This is a genomic window from Enterococcus sp. DIV0240d (genome assembly GCF_051711245.1).
In the GTDB taxonomy this organism is placed as follows: domain Bacteria; phylum Bacillota; class Bacilli; order Lactobacillales; family Enterococcaceae; genus Enterococcus_D; species Enterococcus_D casseliflavus.
The window spans coordinates 1679776-1695162 of record NZ_JBIOMG010000001.1 but is presented as its reverse complement, the minus strand read 5'-3'; the positions used below and the strand labels follow the sequence as shown (position 1 = coordinate 1695162).

At 42.0% G+C, this 15387-nt stretch carries 15 protein-coding genes; 3 read left to right on the top strand and 12 right to left on the bottom strand.

All coding sequences use genetic code 11. From position 1 onward, the window contains the following. Positions 1 to 7 precede the first annotated feature (7 nt). Positions 8 to 184: a 30S ribosomal protein S21 gene (gene rpsU / locus IGJ25_RS07915; RefSeq protein WP_002356740.1), complete on the bottom strand. Its 177-nt coding sequence runs from the start codon at positions 182 to 184 to the stop codon at positions 8 to 10. A gap of 160 nt (positions 185 to 344) precedes the next feature. Then, positions 345 to 776: a Fur family transcriptional regulator gene (locus IGJ25_RS07910; RefSeq protein WP_005225833.1), complete on the bottom strand. Its 432-nt coding sequence runs from the start codon at positions 774 to 776 to the stop codon at positions 345 to 347. Between the two features lie 95 nt (positions 777 to 871). On the opposite strand from IGJ25_RS07910, the gene IGJ25_RS07905 reads away from it, so the two are divergent. Beyond that, positions 872 to 1759, top strand: coding sequence for a pyruvate, water dikinase regulatory protein (locus IGJ25_RS07905; protein ID WP_010748043.1), 888 nt, complete (start codon positions 872 to 874; stop codon positions 1757 to 1759). 84 nt (positions 1760 to 1843) lie between these two features. Here the strand turns inward: IGJ25_RS07905 and thrB are convergent, their stop codons facing one another. From thrB to trxB, 6 genes are all read right to left on the bottom strand, one after another. After that, on the bottom strand, positions 1844 to 2713 hold the full coding sequence (gene thrB, locus IGJ25_RS07900; protein WP_005225831.1) for a homoserine kinase: 870 nt from the start codon (positions 2711 to 2713) through the stop codon (positions 1844 to 1846). Then, complete coding sequence (gene thrC / locus IGJ25_RS07895; protein WP_005225830.1) at positions 2710 to 3768, bottom strand: threonine synthase; 1059 nt, start codon at positions 3766 to 3768, stop codon at positions 2710 to 2712. Before thrC ends, thrB begins: the two co-directional genes overlap by 4 nt. A gap of 2 nt (positions 3769 to 3770) precedes the next feature. Continuing rightward, positions 3771 to 5021, bottom strand: a complete 1251-nt coding sequence (locus IGJ25_RS07890) for a homoserine dehydrogenase (RefSeq protein ID WP_438779233.1) — start codon at positions 5019 to 5021, stop codon at positions 3771 to 3773. 116 nt (positions 5022 to 5137) lie between these two features. Then, on the bottom strand, positions 5138 to 5431 hold the full coding sequence (locus IGJ25_RS07885; RefSeq protein ID WP_005225828.1) for an ArsR/SmtB family transcription factor: 294 nt from the start codon (positions 5429 to 5431) through the stop codon (positions 5138 to 5140). A 247-nt stretch (positions 5432 to 5678) separates the two neighbouring features. Beyond that, positions 5679 to 7406, bottom strand: a complete 1728-nt coding sequence (locus IGJ25_RS07880) for a phospho-sugar mutase (RefSeq protein WP_081116559.1) — start codon at positions 7404 to 7406, stop codon at positions 5679 to 5681. Between the two features lie 147 nt (positions 7407 to 7553). Next, positions 7554 to 8486 carry a thioredoxin-disulfide reductase gene (trxB, locus tag IGJ25_RS07875; protein ID WP_015509534.1) on the bottom strand — a complete coding sequence of 311 codons (933 nt, stop codon included), beginning with the start codon at positions 8484 to 8486 and terminating at the stop codon, positions 7554 to 7556. Between the two features lie 185 nt (positions 8487 to 8671). Between trxB and IGJ25_RS07870 the strand changes: the two genes are divergently transcribed. Continuing rightward, on the top strand, positions 8672 to 10057 hold the full coding sequence (locus IGJ25_RS07870; RefSeq protein ID WP_081116558.1) for an MATE family efflux transporter: 1386 nt from the start codon (positions 8672 to 8674) through the stop codon (positions 10055 to 10057). Positions 10058 to 10155: 98 nt separating this feature from the next. Here IGJ25_RS07870 and IGJ25_RS07865 read toward each other — a convergent pair whose 3' ends face one another. Together IGJ25_RS07865 and IGJ25_RS07860 are read right to left on the bottom strand one after the other, a co-directional pair. Then, entirely contained in the window at positions 10156 to 11031 is an 876-nt protein-coding gene (locus IGJ25_RS07865; protein WP_413118969.1) for an IS3 family transposase, read from the bottom strand. Continuing rightward, positions 11001 to 11567 (bottom strand): helix-turn-helix domain-containing protein, encoded by a 567-nt coding sequence (locus IGJ25_RS07860; protein ID WP_016249835.1) that lies wholly within the window; start codon positions 11565 to 11567, stop codon positions 11001 to 11003. Before IGJ25_RS07860 ends, IGJ25_RS07865 begins: the two co-directional genes overlap by 31 nt. Positions 11568 to 11757: 190 nt before the next feature. Here IGJ25_RS07860 and IGJ25_RS07855 point away from each other — a divergent pair, with 190 nt between their 5' ends. After that, positions 11758 to 12228: a glutathione peroxidase gene (locus tag IGJ25_RS07855; protein WP_005235460.1), complete on the top strand. Its 471-nt coding sequence runs from the start codon at positions 11758 to 11760 to the stop codon at positions 12226 to 12228. 235 nt (positions 12229 to 12463) lie between these two features. On the opposite strand, the gene IGJ25_RS07850 is transcribed toward IGJ25_RS07855, so the two are convergent. Next, positions 12464 to 13897: a 6-phospho-beta-glucosidase gene (locus IGJ25_RS07850; RefSeq protein ID WP_008378424.1), complete on the bottom strand. Its 1434-nt coding sequence runs from the start codon at positions 13895 to 13897 to the stop codon at positions 12464 to 12466. Between the two features lie 20 nt (positions 13898 to 13917). Continuing rightward, positions 13918 to 15309, bottom strand: coding sequence for a 6-phospho-beta-glucosidase (locus IGJ25_RS07845; RefSeq protein WP_005225822.1), 1392 nt, complete (start codon positions 15307 to 15309; stop codon positions 13918 to 13920). Positions 15310 to 15387: the final 78 nt, after the last annotated feature.

Below are 15387 nucleotides of genomic sequence, written 5' to 3'. Positions count from 1 at the left end.
TAGAAAATTAGAATTTTTTGCGTTTTCTAGCTGCTTCAGATTTTTTCTTACGCTTTACGCTAGGTTTTTCGTAAAATTCACGTTTACGAGATTCCTGTAAAGTACCCGCTTTTGACACGGAACGTTTGAAGCGACGAAGAGCATCGTCAAGTGATTCGTTTTTGCGAACGACTGTTTTTGACATGTAAATTCCCTCCCTCCGAGCTTAAAAAGTAACCGTAGTTGTTATTGAAATAAAATCCCAAAAAACACGACTGTCCTTTAAAAATTATAGCTAACCCCTGAAAAAGTGTCAAGGCATTCTGTTAAAAAAGTCTTCGATCCCATCAAGTTTGTTTGGGTTTTCATTGACATTCTTCACAACGGCCCAAAATCTCGAAGCGATGTCCCTCGATCAAGCAGCCAGGAAGCTGTTCTTGGAAGAAGTCCATCGGGCAAATATGCAGTTCTTTTGTTTTGCCACAAACCGTGCAAATAAAGTGATGGTGATGATGGTCCTCTAATTCTGCACAGCAGTTATAGCGAAACTTCATCTCCCCGTTCAGCTCTGTTTCTTCTAAAATACCGATCTCAGAAAAATCATGCAGATTACGGTAGATCGTATCATAGCTCAAGCCAGGATACTTTTCTGACATGTATTCATGAATTTCCTTGGCTGGCAAATAGCGATTGCGTTTCACTAAATAGGTGATGATCGCTTCTCTTTTTTTGGTGTATTTAAAGCCATTTTCTTTCAATGTAGTCATGGCATGCTCAATAAGTGTTTGATTTTTCATCGTAGGCCCTCCTGATAAATCAAAATCATTCCGATTCTATCGATCTTAAGTATGGTATAATGAAATCAATAAAAAAGCAAGAGAGGATTTTTCTTATGAAGCCAACTGAACCTGAACAACCAGACTTGCAAGAAAAATTGCAAACCAGTGCCGCAGTGACGATGTTCGTGTTGTCGGACTCTGCCGGCGAAACGGCATCGAAGCTTGCACAAGCGACAATGGCCCAATACCCCAGCGTCGAATTTAACCTTTTTAGACGCACGTTTATCCACACAAAAGAGCATTTGATCAAAGCTTTGTCTGATGCAAAAAAACACAACGCCATTATTCTTCATACCTTGATCAAAGAAGAACTTGTGGATTTGACGAATCATTTTTGTGAAGAAGCTGACCTTTACCATTTCGACGTATTGACCCCTCCAGTAAGTGAAGTAGAACGACGAACTGGCGTAGCACCTTCACGAGAGCCAGGGGCTTTGCACCACTTGAACGAAAATTATTTCAAACGCATCAAAGCCATGGAATTTGCGGTTATGTACGATGATGGGAAAGACCCTCGTGGCTTCTTGGAAGCAGATGTCGTGTTACTAGGGGTTTCTCGGACGTCAAAAACGCCTTTGAGTCTATTTCTAGCAAACAAAAATTTAAAAGTTGCTAACCTGCCTTTAGTACCGCAAGCCCACATCCCAAAACAGCTCTGGGAAATCGATCCGAAAAAAATCGTCGGGCTAACAAACGATCCGAATGTGTTAAACAGTATTCGCAAAGAACGGATGCGCTCCTACGGCTTGAACCCAGATTCTGCGTATTCCGATATAGAAAAAATCAAAGCGGAGCTGACGTTTGCCAATGATCTGTATGAAAAACTAGGCTGTGTCGTGATCAATGTCGCTTCTCTTTCCATCGAAGAAACCGCCTCTATGATTTTAAATGCATTAAACTTAGAAGATCATAGCTATTACACGTCAGAAACGAAAGACTAACATCGATGAAGCAATGAAAAATGGTGAGCAGAAAATCTTCTGCTCACCGTTTTTGGTCTGTGGCTCATTTATTATTATTCTCTTTTAGAACACTTGCAGCCCTTCACGATCGATTTGTAATTGTTCGATATACGCATTGCTCTCCAAGGCATGCAAAAGTTTTGAGATTCGTTCTGCCCGTTCCTCTGGGACGATCGCTAAGACCGTAGGACCTGCGCCGCTTAAGAAACAGCCATAGCCGCCTTCTTCTTCGCAGATTTGGCGAATGGTCGACAAGTGCGGCACAAGCTTTTCCCTATAGGCTTCATGAAAACGATCCTGTTGCATCAATTTTCCTGCAAGAGGCAGATTGCCATTGATGACCGCTGCGATCATCACGTTGGCGATCGCACTGGCTTCGACAGCTTGCTCGTGCGAAAGGGTCTGCGGCAAGACTTGACGACTTGCTTCAGTCAACAGTTCTTCATGAGGAATATAGGCAATGATCTCGCACTCTGGAAAATGATGCTTGACTAAATACGTATGCTTGTGCTGATGGTCGTAAGCAGCAACCGCAAAATCTCCATAAATCGCTGGTCCAACGTTGTCAGGATGCCCTTCGATGGCAGTTGCGATCTCAAGCTTTTGTGCTGCACTCAGATTCATGTGGGCCATGCGGTTGGCTAGTTCAATCCCGGCGACGATCACCGAGGAACTGCTGCCTAAGCCTCTTGCCAAAGGAATGTCCGAACTCATTCGGATTTTCAAAGGCTTCATGTTTGGTGCTAATTTCAATGCCACACGCAAAAGCAAGTTGGTTTCATCCGTTGGGATCTCTGAACCTAGCTCATGGATGATTTCCCACGTATCGTTTTCTTTTAAAACTTCAATGAACAAATACTTTGACAGGGCAATCCCGCAGGAATCAAAACCAGGCCCTAAGTTCGCACTGGTTGCAGGAACGCGGATCTTCATAGATTGGCAACTCCTTCACGAAGATGCTGACGCATTTCTTCTAAATCACTCATCTTATTGATGGTTACTTCTGTCGCTTTGATAGCTGTATCAGGATCCTTCAGACCATTTCCAGTAAAGACGGCAACGACAGTCTCACCTGGTTTGATTTTACCTGCTTTCACGTGCTGGATGACACCAGCCAGCGAGGCAGCTGAGCCTGGTTCAATAAACACACCATCTTGCGCAGCAATTTTACGGTAAGCATTCAAAATTTCCTCATCGGTTACTGCATCGATGTGTCCATTTGATTCATCACGAGCGGCTTCTGCCAACTGCCAGCTGGCTGGATTGCCGATCCGAATCGCTGTAGCAATCGTTTCTGGTTGTTCGATGACTTCACCACGGACGATCGCAGCAGCACCTTCAGCTTCAAACCCATGCATTCTTGGCAACGCGGTGCCTTTTTTCTCATGCCATTCTTTGAACCCTTTCCAATATGCCGAGATATTCCCTGCATTACCGACAGGAATCGCAAGAACATCCGGTGCTTGTCCTAATTGTTCGCATACTTCAAAGGCCGCTGTTTTTTGTCCTTCTAAACGATAAGGATTGACTGAGTTTACTAGCGCCACGGCTTCGGTTTCTGCAATATCTCGTACTGCTTTTAACGCTTCATCAAAGTTTCCTGGGATCGAAATGATGTCGGCTCCATAAACGATTGCTTGCGCCAATTTTCCCATAGCGATCTTGCCATCTGGAATAACAACATAGGCTTTGATCCCCGCTCTGGTCGCATAAGCTGCTGCTGCCGCACTGGTATTTCCTGTCGATGCACAGACGATTGCTTTGGCACCTTCTTCCACCGCTTTTGCCACCGCCATGACCATCCCTCGGTCTTTAAAAGAGCCTGTCGGATTCAGCCCTTCGTATTTTCCATACAATTGAATCCCTAATTCCTTGGAAAGGCTTGGTAAGGGAATCAACGGCGTGTTGCCTTCAGCCAGCGACAATGCTGGTGTATTTTCGTTGACTGGCAGATATTCCTTGTATTGATGCAATAATCCTTGATACATGTTTATTCCTCCATCACTTTCATTATTTGTATGTCTTGTGCATCGGTATAAGTTGCGAGTTTTTCTGTTAACTCTTTTTCGCTCATTGGATTGGTGATTCCAGCTATTCGTTGGTCTGCTTCGTTGAACACCGTTTGCTCAAACGCAAACCATTCTGGAAGAGCGTTCCCTTTGATCTCTTGACTTGAAAAAGACACATAATGCTGGCTAGGGACTTCTTCTACAGATGCTAATGCTGTTTCTTTTTCAAAAGTTAGAAAAGGTTCAACGATCCCAAAGCTTTTATTTTTTGCTAAAACGGTCAAATCCGCTACCACGCTGGTGGCCGTTGGTCGTGATCCTGCTCCTGGTCCATAAACCATTGATTGATCGATGCCTTCACTCTCGATAAAAATGCCATTAAACTCGTTTTGGATCGTCGCTAACGCATGGTTTTTCGGCACTAATACAGGTCCAACTGACACAGTAAGGGACCCGTCAACTGTCTTTTGTGCTGCACCGATCAACTTCACTTCATAACCAAAGGCTTGTGCCTGCTTAATATCTGCCACAGCTAAGCCGCGGATGCCTTTTGTTGCCACATCAGCAACATGGATCGTTTTCCCAAAAGCAAATTTGGTCAGGATCACCATTTTATAGGCCGCATCAATACCGTCAACATCATTGGTAGGATCTGATTCGGCAAAACCTTTTGCTTGGGCTTGTGACAAAGCATCTTCATAGGTCATGCCATCTTCCGTCATTTTTGTCAGCATATAATTGGTCGTCCCATTGACGATACCAAAAACCCCTGTGATGGTATCAGGCAGATAGTGGGTGCTCAATGTACGCAAGATCGGAATGCCACCACCCACGCTGGCTTCATAATAAAGAGACACCCCGGCTTTTTCAGCGATTGCCAGCAGTTCAGGTCCATGGGTGGCAATCAAGTCTTTATTTGCCGTCACAACGTGCTTCTTATTTTCTAAAGCAGCTGAAATAAACGCTTTTGCCGGATCGATCTTCCCGATCAATTCCACAATTACGTCGATGGTCTCATCTTCAAACAACTCATTTGCCTCATTCGTCAACGCAAACCCGTACTTAGCCGCTAACGCAGACTTATCCTCGTAAGGCGAAGCTAATGCTTTCGTGATTTGCACACTGACTCCTGTGCGTGCCAGAATGGCTTCTTTTTGCTCTGCCAACACTTGGCATACCCCGCTGCCGACAACACCCATTCCTAATAATCCAATGTTCAATTGCTTACCCATAATGCCCCCTAACTGAAAACGTTATTAAAAACCGTTCATCTAATTTTAATATTTCCACTAGCATACCAAAAACAATAAGAAAAAACTAGGACTTTTGAGAAATTCTCGCCCTAGTTTTAACGGTGATGGATATGTTCGAATGTTTTTTGCAAAATATCCACAACATGTTTGTCATCAAGACTATAAAGGATGGTTTTTCCTTGTCTTTCCGACTTTACGATCCGATTATCTTTCAAAAGTTTCAGCTGATGAGAAACTGCTGATTGTTCCATATGTACTTGTTCTGCAATCGAAGTGACATTGCGCTCTCCTTCTTGAAGAGACAACAAAATTTTTAGTCTAGTGGGATCACTAAGCATTTTAAAAATCTGTGTTACTTGCTGAATTTCTTCTAGTTTCGGCGTAGTCATCGCGCCACATCCTCTCTTATTTCCTTTTGCATTTTAGCCCTTGATAGACAGCTTGTCAATCAATGCTCGACGATCAAGGAGAAGAAACGAGCTAAAAGACAAGAATAGATCCAAGCGTCAGAAAATTCCCTTTAGAAGCTTCGGTCCCTCAACACCTGTTTGCTGAGGGAAGCGAACGCTTCTTTTTCTACCACTCGGATCATTCAGTCAATTGCAATTTTTTTGATTATGAAGACATCAGATGACTTTATTCACCTGTGATTTCTTCGATCGCTGCTTGCAGATCAGCAATTTTTTGTTCTGCTTCTTCTGCCGTATCGCCTTTTACACCAATATAAAACTTGATTTTAGGTTCGGTCCCAGAAGGACGAACAGCAATCCAGCTTTCATCTTCCAAGGTGTATTTCAAAACATCAGAAGGCGGTGTGGTCATTTTTTGTTGGTGACCATCTAAGCCCACACGAGTCAACAATTTAAAGTCTTCTGTTTGCACGACAGGGGTTCCTGCGAAGACGGAAGGTGCTTTTTCACGGAAAGTCTTCATCAAGGCAGCAATCTTAGTTGCTCCTTCCATGCCGCTCATCGTTACAGAAATCGTTTTTTCTGCATAGTAGCCGTACTCTTCAAAAATATCTTGCAGACCATCATACAATGTTTTGTCTGATTGTTTGTAAAAAGCAGCCACTTCTGCTAATAAAACGAGCGCTTGGATCGCGTCCTTGTCCCGTACGAATGGTTTAACTAAGTAGCCATAGCTTTCTTCAAAGCCAAACATGAAAGTTTGAGAATGGTCTGTTTCAAATTGTTGGATTTTTTCGGCAATAAATTTAAAGCCAGTTAAAACATTGATCATATCAACATCGTAGGATTTAGCGATCGCTGTTGGCAATTCACTAGAAACGATCGATTTTAAGACTGCTGCATTTTCTGGCAATGTTCCAGCTGTTTTATGGGCTTCTAGAATGTAACGGATCATCAATGCACCTAACTGGTTACCTGTCAAGACTTGGTAGTTGCCATCTGGCATTCTTACTGCAGCCCCTAAGCGATCGGCATCTGGATCTGTTGCGATCAATAGATCAGCACCTTCTTTTTCTCCTAAAGCAATCGCATATTCAAAGGCAGAGTGCTCTTCTGGATTCGGTGATTTTACTGTACTGAAGTTTGGATCAGCAACCGCTTGTGAGGGTTCAATAATGAATTGTTGGAAACCAGCTTGTTTCAACGCTTTCTCGCCAAGCATCCGCCCTGTTCCGTGAAGTGGTGTATAGACAAGTTTCAAATCTTTGCCCACCGTATCGATCAATTCTTGATCGATCGTGACTTCTTTGATTTCTTTCAGATAGGCAGTATCGATTTCTTCGCCAATAATAGAGATCAAGCCGCTGTTTTTGGCTTCTTCTTCACTTAATACAGGGATCTCCAACGGATTTTCAATTTCCCGAACAAATTTTGTCAATGCATCCGCATCTGCTGGTGGCATTTGCCCACCATCTTCCCCATATACTTTGTAGCCATTGTATTCGGCTGGATTGTGAGAAGCAGTGATCATGATTCCAGTAAAGGTTTTTAAGTAACGCACAGCAAAAGATAATTCTGGCGTCGGACGTAAGCTTTCAAAGACAAAGGCTGGAATATCATGTTTTGCCAATGTTTTTGCTGCTTCCATCGCGAACTCAGGTGAAAAATGACGGGAATCATAGGCAATCGCTACGCCACGACGTCTTGTTTCGGGATCTTGTGTATCCATAAAGCGAGCCAAGCCTTCCGTTGCTTGACGAATCGTATAAATGTTCATCCGATTGATACCAGGTCCTAAAATCCCTCGCATGCCAGCAGTCCCAAATTCCAAAGGCATATAAAAAGCGTCTTCTAACATCGCAGGATCTGCTTCTAATGCGGTCAATTGTTCTTTTAATTGTGGATCTAAGTGTTCACTGTTTTTCCATTGATTAAATGTTTGTTCCCATGCCATAAAATAACCTCTCCTTTTTCCGTTAAAATGCTCTAAAATTAGTATAACACTACTTACAGATTTCTCAAAGAATAACCAAACGAAAAATAAAAAAAGCTGCTATCAAAAGTGATTGACACTTTAAATATAACAGCTAATTCCATTAGATTATTTTGTTAATTGCGCATCCTTTTGTGTTTCAATAAAATCAAACACTTGTTGACCAGCAATACTGCCATCGCCGACTGCCGTTGTGATTTGACGCAAGCCTTTTTCACGAACATCGCCAATCGCGTAAACACCAGGAATTGAAGTTTCCATCTGATCATTTGTTAAGATCCAGCCAGCATCATTCGTGATACCGCTAGCTTTGAATGGTTCTGTCAACGGATCTAAACCAACATAGATAAAGACACCGCCAGCAGCTTCTTCTGTCACTTCATCCGTTTTTACGTTTCTGATTTGCACGCCAGTTACGACCATCTCATTGCCTTTGATTTCTTCCACAACAGAATCCCAAATAAAAGAGATTTTCTCGTTGGCAAATGCGCGGTCTTGGATGATTTTTTGTGCTCGTAATTCATCACGACGGTGAACGATCGTTACTTCAGAAGCAAATTGCGTTAAGTAGATAGCTTCTTCGACTGCTGAGTCGCCTCCACCAACAACGATCAAGCGTTTGTTACGGAAAAAGGCACCGTCACAAACCGCACAGTATGAAACTCCGCGTCCTGCGAATTCTTCTTCGCCTTTGACGCCTAACTTTCTATGTACACATCCTGTGGCAATGATGACTGTTTTCCCTTGATAGGTTTTGTCTTCGGTGGCAACTTCTTTGAACTCCCCTTGATCCGTGATGCTTTGAACGATCCCATAGGCATTTTCAACACCAAATTTAATGGCACCTTCATACATTTTAAATGCTAATTCAGGGCCTAAGATTGATTCGAAGCCAGGATAGTTTTCAACCTCAGCCGTATTGTTCATTTGTCCGCCAGGTGCTCCTCGTTCAATCATTAGTACTGATAAATTCGATCTTGACGCATAAAGCGCTGCTGTCATCCCCGCAGGGCCTGCGCCGATGATAATTACATCATACATATATTTCCCTCCAATTTGGACTACCCATACTTTACTTTCAAAAGCAAATTCTTTCAACTCATCTGCTTACAAAAAATAATAAGATATTCCTGCTTTTACTTTTGAAAATTACATTGACTTTCTTTTCAATTTTTGTAAAATTTTCACGATACGTCTATTATATAGAAAATAAGGAGTCCTTACAATTGAATAAGAAAAAACTTTTAGGAAAATCAGACCGTGAACTGATTTTTCTCAGCTGGCCGATTTTTGTTGAGCTATTTTTGCGGGTCGTTATTGGGAATGTCAACGTTTGGATGATTTCTCATTATTCCGAGCCAGCAGTAGCGGCCGTCAGTGCTGCCAATCAACTATTGAATTTAACGGTCTTTATTTACGGTTTCATCACCGTGGGTACTCAGATCATTATCGCACAATTGATTGGTGCGAAAAAACGCGACCAGATACCGAAAGTCATCAATACCGCTCTTTTTGGGTCATTGTTCATCGGGATTTTGATCAGCTTGATGTTCCTTTTCGGCTCAACCTACCTTTTGCGATTCATGGGCTTAGATGCTGAATTAGTTGCTTTAGGTCATGGATACTTACAAGTGTATGGCGGAAGTCTGTTCCTTTCATCGATCACGGCGGTCATAATTGCTGTCATGCGTAGCCACAGTTTCACAAAACCTGCGTTATTGGTACCGATGTTTGCTAGTATCCTAGCCGTCATTGGCAATTACTTTGTCTTATACAGCCCCTTTGGTTTACCGAATTTCGGTGTGACTGGATTGGCATTTTCTAGCGTCTTTGGTAATTCGATCGGTTTACTAATTGCCGCCATGTTGCTGAAGAAACATGTGAATTTTTCTGTTTTATCTGCCCGTTTCTCGAATGTCTCTTGGGGCGTGATGAAAAACATTTTGACTTACGGATTGCCTTCTTCTGGCGAGTCTCTTTCCTATCAAGGAGCGCAAGTCGTGGTGACGATGATCGTGGCTCAACTTGGCGCAAGTGTCTTGATTGCAAAATCTTACGTAACAGCTATCACCCAATTTGTTTATTTGATCGCCTCCGCATTAAGTCAAGGAAACCAAATCATGATTGGCCGCAATGTCGGTGCGGGTGAATTCGATCGTGCGCATCAGCGAGGCATGCGCACGATGGTGATCGGGATCATCGCCTCGGTAACGATCTGCTTATTGACCTATCTATTTATTGAACCGATCATGGGGATCTTTACTTCCAATACCGAAGTAATCGAGATTGCTAAAGGTGTCTTTTTAGTAGAGATCGTCTTAGAAACAGCGCGTGCAGTCAATATGATCCTAGTTGGTTCATTAAATGCAAGTGGTGACGTGAAGTTCCCATTGATCTGCAGCCTAATTGTTCTATGGGTCATCAGCTTACCGTTTTCCTACTCACTTGCCATCGTCTTGAAATTTGGCTTGATCGGCGTTTGGATCGCTTATGCCATTGACGAAGCATTGCGCAGTGTCTTAATGATCTATCGCTGGCATTCTGGGGTATGGAAAACTAAATCTGTCGTTCATCCACAAGAAACAGAACCCGAAGTATTGCCAGAAGCATAATTAAAGTCCAGCGGTCTCGGTGACTGTAGTGACCCCAAAAAGTTAGACTTTTATGGAGTGGAGAAATCCACTCCTTTTTTGTACGATAAGATTAACTGTTAGACAGCTGTTTTTACAGCTTCTCGAAACTGAACCGGACTTCGCCAATTTAATTTCTTTTTGATGCGTTTATGGTTGTAATAATAGATATATTGGTCAATTTTTGTTTTCAATTCATCTAAACTCCGATAGACTTCTCCATGAAAAATCTCTTGCTTTAATAAACCAAAGAAGTTTTCCATAGGTGAGTTATCTAAACAATTCCCTTTACGAGACATACTCTGGAAGATTTTATGCTGCTTCAATTTATTCTTATAAGCATTCATTTGATAGGCCCATCCTTGATCTGAATGGAAGGTTCTACGAAATGGACAATCATTTGTCATCTGGATTGCTTCTTCTAATCCTTCCATTATGGCTAGTGCGTTTGGTTTTTCAGAAATCCGATAAGATAGAATTTCACTATTGTAGAAATCCATGAAAGGATCTAAATACAGCTTTTTCTGACGAACGACACCTGCGGTGTCTACTTCATAATACTTAAACTCTGTGGTATCAGTTGTAATTTTTTGGTGACAGATATTTGTATAAAACCGACGATGAATACGATTTTTGGCGACAGTACCAACCTTCCCACGATAAGAATTGTACCGTCGAGATTTTCGAGTGTAAGACTTTACTTCGATACCTAGTTTTTTTATCAGACGTTGAATCTTCTTTTTATTGACATGAATCCCTTGATTCTCTAATTCTTTTTTTAGTCGCAGACAGCCATAGTCTTTATGCTCTTTGCGAATTTCAAGCATTTTTTCTTCAATTTCTTGGTCTGGGTTTGGTCTGTCAAACCGTTTCTGCCAATACATATAGGTTGCTTTAGGAAATTTCAATGTTTCAAGAAGCTCAACTAGTTTGAATGATCCTCGGAGGCTGGCGATGATTCGTGCGATTGATTCTTGCGTCTTTGCTGGGCTTCCTGTTTTCGCAGCTTCCTCAACTCTTTTAAAAAGGCATTCTCAATTTGAAGGGATCGGACTTGCTTTTCTAATGCCTTGATACGATCGCGTTCTTCAGTTGTTGTATTTTCTTTTTTGTTTTCTTTTTTTCTAGTCAAAGTAAGTGGTCGCCCTTTCTCTTTTGAGAGCCCCTCAATACCTGCTTCTCTGAAATTACGCATCCAATTGGCAATAAGCGCAGGGTTGTTCATTTCTAAAGTGCTAGCAACTTCTCGATAGGACATCTCACTTGTTTGATATAACTCTAGCGCATTTAACTTAAATTGAACAGAATATTTCTGATTTTGATGCTTTCTCAATAGACCTTCCTCTCCGTATTCACGATAGGCATTCACCCAATTACTTACTTGAGACTTGCTTGAAATACCGTATTTGTTGGCAAGATACCGATATCCGCCCACGCCACTAAGATATTCTTTAACGATTTTTAGTTTTAATTCAAAAGGATATTTTGCCATACAAATAACGACCCCCAAAAGTTAGATTTTTTTGGTCTAACTTTTGGGGGTCGCTTCAGACTGCTGGACTTTTTTGTTTTCCATAAAAAATAAAATGCGCCAAGAAGTTTGCTTGGTTTTTTTGAAGACTTTGCTCTATACTTGTCTCAGAAGCTATCGACTACGATTTACATTAAAAGGAGCGTTTGCTATGTCAATCTATGACTACCAAGCAACATTGGAAAATGGCGAAACTTATTCGCTAGCAAAATACGAAGGTCAACCGCTAGTGATCGTCAATACAGCTACGAAGTGTGGTTTGAGCCCGCAGTTCAAAGAATTACAAGGTCTTTATGAAACTTATAAAGACCAAGGGTTGGTCGTTTTAGGGTTTCCTTCTGATCAGTTCAAACAAGAAGTCGGGTCAGCCGAAGAAGCCGCAGCCGCTTGCCGAACCACCTATGGTGTCGACTTTCCGATGCACAAGTTAACGGTGATCAATGGCAAAGACGCAGATCCCTTGTTTCGCTATTTGGAAGAAGAAGCACCGGGTACACTAGGCAAAGCCATTAAGTGGAATTTTACGAAATTCTTGGTGGACCGCCAAGGTAAAGTCGTTGAGCGTTTTGCTCCACAAACTAATCCTCAAAAAATGATTCCAGAAATCGAAAAAGTTCTTTAAAAAAACTGATAAAGGCGACCTCAAGGACAAAACATGTCATCCTTAAGGTCGCCTTTTTTGCACTTGCTTCAACGCAAACATTTTACAGTACTCTAATTGTCGGTTATCAAAAATCTCTGAGCAGCCATTTCTACTTATAGAAATCATTTGTTAAAAAGTTTTTTAAAAAGACTTTAAAAAAACTGCAGTTGATCTACTTAGATTTCTCTAAGGGATCAACTGCAGCTTCTTATGATTAGTTATTCGATAAATCTTCACCGTTTGAAGCAATCACTTGTTTGTACCAATCAAATGATTTTTTCTTTGTTCGTTTCAAGGTGCCGTTTCCTTCATTGTCACGGTCCACATAAATGAAACCATAGCGTTTTTTCATTTCACCTGTTCCAGCTGAAACTAAATCGATACAACCCCAAGTCGTGTAACCCAATAAGTCGACACCATCTTGTTCAACCGCATCTTTCATTGCTTGAATATGTTCTGCCAAATATTGAATGCGGTAATCATCTTCCACATAGCCATCTGCATCTGGTGTATCCACAGCTCCTAAGCCATTTTCAACGATGAACAATGGTTTTTGGTAGCGATCATAAATGTCATTCATCGTGATCCGCAAACCAAGTGGATCAATCTGCCACCCCCACTCACTTGCTTCCAAGTATGGGTTTTTCACAGAGGCAAAAATATTGCCAGCCGTTTGTTCTAATAACTCAGCGTCCGTGGTCGATACGCGTGAAGAATAGTAAGAGAAGGAAATAAAGTCTACGGTGTGAGCTTTCAACAGCTCAAGGTCGCCTTCTTCCATTTTGATTTCGATCCCATTGCGTTCCATTTCTTTCAGCGCATATTGTGGATATTCCCCACGTGATTGAACATCAATAAAGAAATAGTTTTCGCGATCTGCTTTGCGTGATTCCCAGACATCTTCTGGTTTGCTTGTATATGGATAGTATGCGCCAGCAGCTAACATACAGCCTACTTTGTTCTCAGGATCGACTTCATGAGCGATTTTCGTTGCGATCGCAGAGGCCAATAGCTCATGGTGAGCCGCTTGGTATTTCACTTGCTCAACGTTATCGCCTTCTTCAAAGTAAAGACCTGCTCCCATAAATGGCGCATGGAGAATCATGTTGATTTCGTTGAAGGTCAACCAGTATTTTACTAATCCTTTGTAACGGTTGAAAATCACGTTACACAAGTTTTCATAGAATCCGACCAATTCACGAGAACGCCATGCCCCGTATTTTTCAACTAAATGCATTGGGCAATCAAAGTGAGTGATCGTTACTAATGGTTCGATCCCATATTTGTGGCATTCTTTGAAAAGATCTTCATAGAACTTCAAGCCGTCTTCATTTGGTTCTGTTTCATCCCCTTTAGGGAAAATCCGACTCCAAGCGATCGACAAACGGTAGGTTTTAAAGCCCATTTCGCCAAATAGCGCGATGTCTTCTTTGTAGCGATGATACATATCGATCGCTTCTTTTGCTGGGTAGAAATGTTCATCATCAAAATCGAACATTTTCATTTGACCAGTAATGACTGGAAAACGATCTTTGCCGATCGGTACCACGTCAACGTTTGCCAAGCCGCGTCCGCCTTCTTGGTAGCCTCCTTCACATTGATTGGCAGCTGTTGCGCCGCCCCATAAAAAGTCTTTTCTAAATGCCATGTTTCTTTCCTACTTTCTCTTTATTTAACTAGTTCGCGATCAAGTTCGCGGGCTACTTCATCTTGTACTTCTACGCCTTCTTTTTCAAGACGTGCGATCGTTTCCTTAAATTTAGGCAAGTGATCTTTGTGGGCAATAAACAGTTCGTCCATGACACGTTTTGCCGTATCACCTGATGGAACCAATGGGTTGATGGTGAAGGCCTGTAATGCGATATTGTAATCCCCCGTCACAGCTGCTTCGATCGTTAATAATTCCATTGCTTTCATTACCTGTAACCAACCTTTTTCAGCTGTCGGTAACTCACCAAAGGCAACATTTCTAGCCCCTTGTCCGCCAACGTAAGCTGTTACTTCGACTACGCAATCGGCAGGAAGATCTGGAACGGCGCCTTCATTTTTGGTTGAAACGACGATTTGGGTATTTTTATTAGCATAAATGGAAGCAATCGTTTCACACGCTGCATCTGAGTAGTAAGCACCACCACGTTTTTGCAGCTGTTCTGGTTTATGATCCAATTCAGGATCTTTGTACAACTCAAACAATTCGGCTTCGGTTTGTTTCACTTGCTGTGCGCGTGTACCGACAGTCTTGTACTCTTCGATCGCATGATTCAACATTTCTTCTTGACGATAGTAATAACGGTGATACCCGCAAGGAATCATCTTCATTTGTTCCAGCTGTTCTTTGTAAAATGGTACATCAAAGATATTCTTCGGTAAGCCATTGTCTTCTTCATACATTTTATCAATAATGTCCATCGTAACGTCATTGCCGTGTGAGTCGGTAACTTTGTGCCAGTGAAAGTGGTTCAATCCTGCAAATTTGTAAATCAATTCGTCAGGTTCTTTGCCAAGCAACGCAGGTTCAACCATCGTTGCCATGACAGGCACGTTACACAACCCGATGACTTTGTCCCATTTTCCGTAACGCACGATTGCTTCAGTCACCATACCGCTTGGATTCGCAAAGTTGATCAACCAGGCATCGGGACACAAGCGTTTCATGTCTTCAACGATTTCAAGAATGATTGGAACCGTACGAAACGCTTTGAACATACCACCAGGGCCGTTGGTTTCTTGACCAATCATGCCGTAATAGGCAGGAATTCGTTCATCTTTGATACGGGCATTCAGCAATCCTACTCGGAATTGAGTCGTAACGAAATCAGCATCTTTTAACGCTTCTTCTCGATCCAATGTCATGTGGATTTTTACATCGTAGGGTGACGCATCCCACATCCGTTGTGCCATCGCACCAACGATTGCTAATTTTTCTTTTCCTGCTTCGATATCTACTAGCCAAATCTCACGAATCGGCAATTCTTCATAGCGTTTGATAAAGCCTTCCATTAACTCCGGGGTATAGCTGCTGCCGCCACCAATGGTTGCAATTTTAATTCCTTTTGTCATTGTATTGCTCCTTTGCTATTTTATTTACATTCTTATTATCATTCATAAAAACATTTGATTCAATGTAAATAGCATATT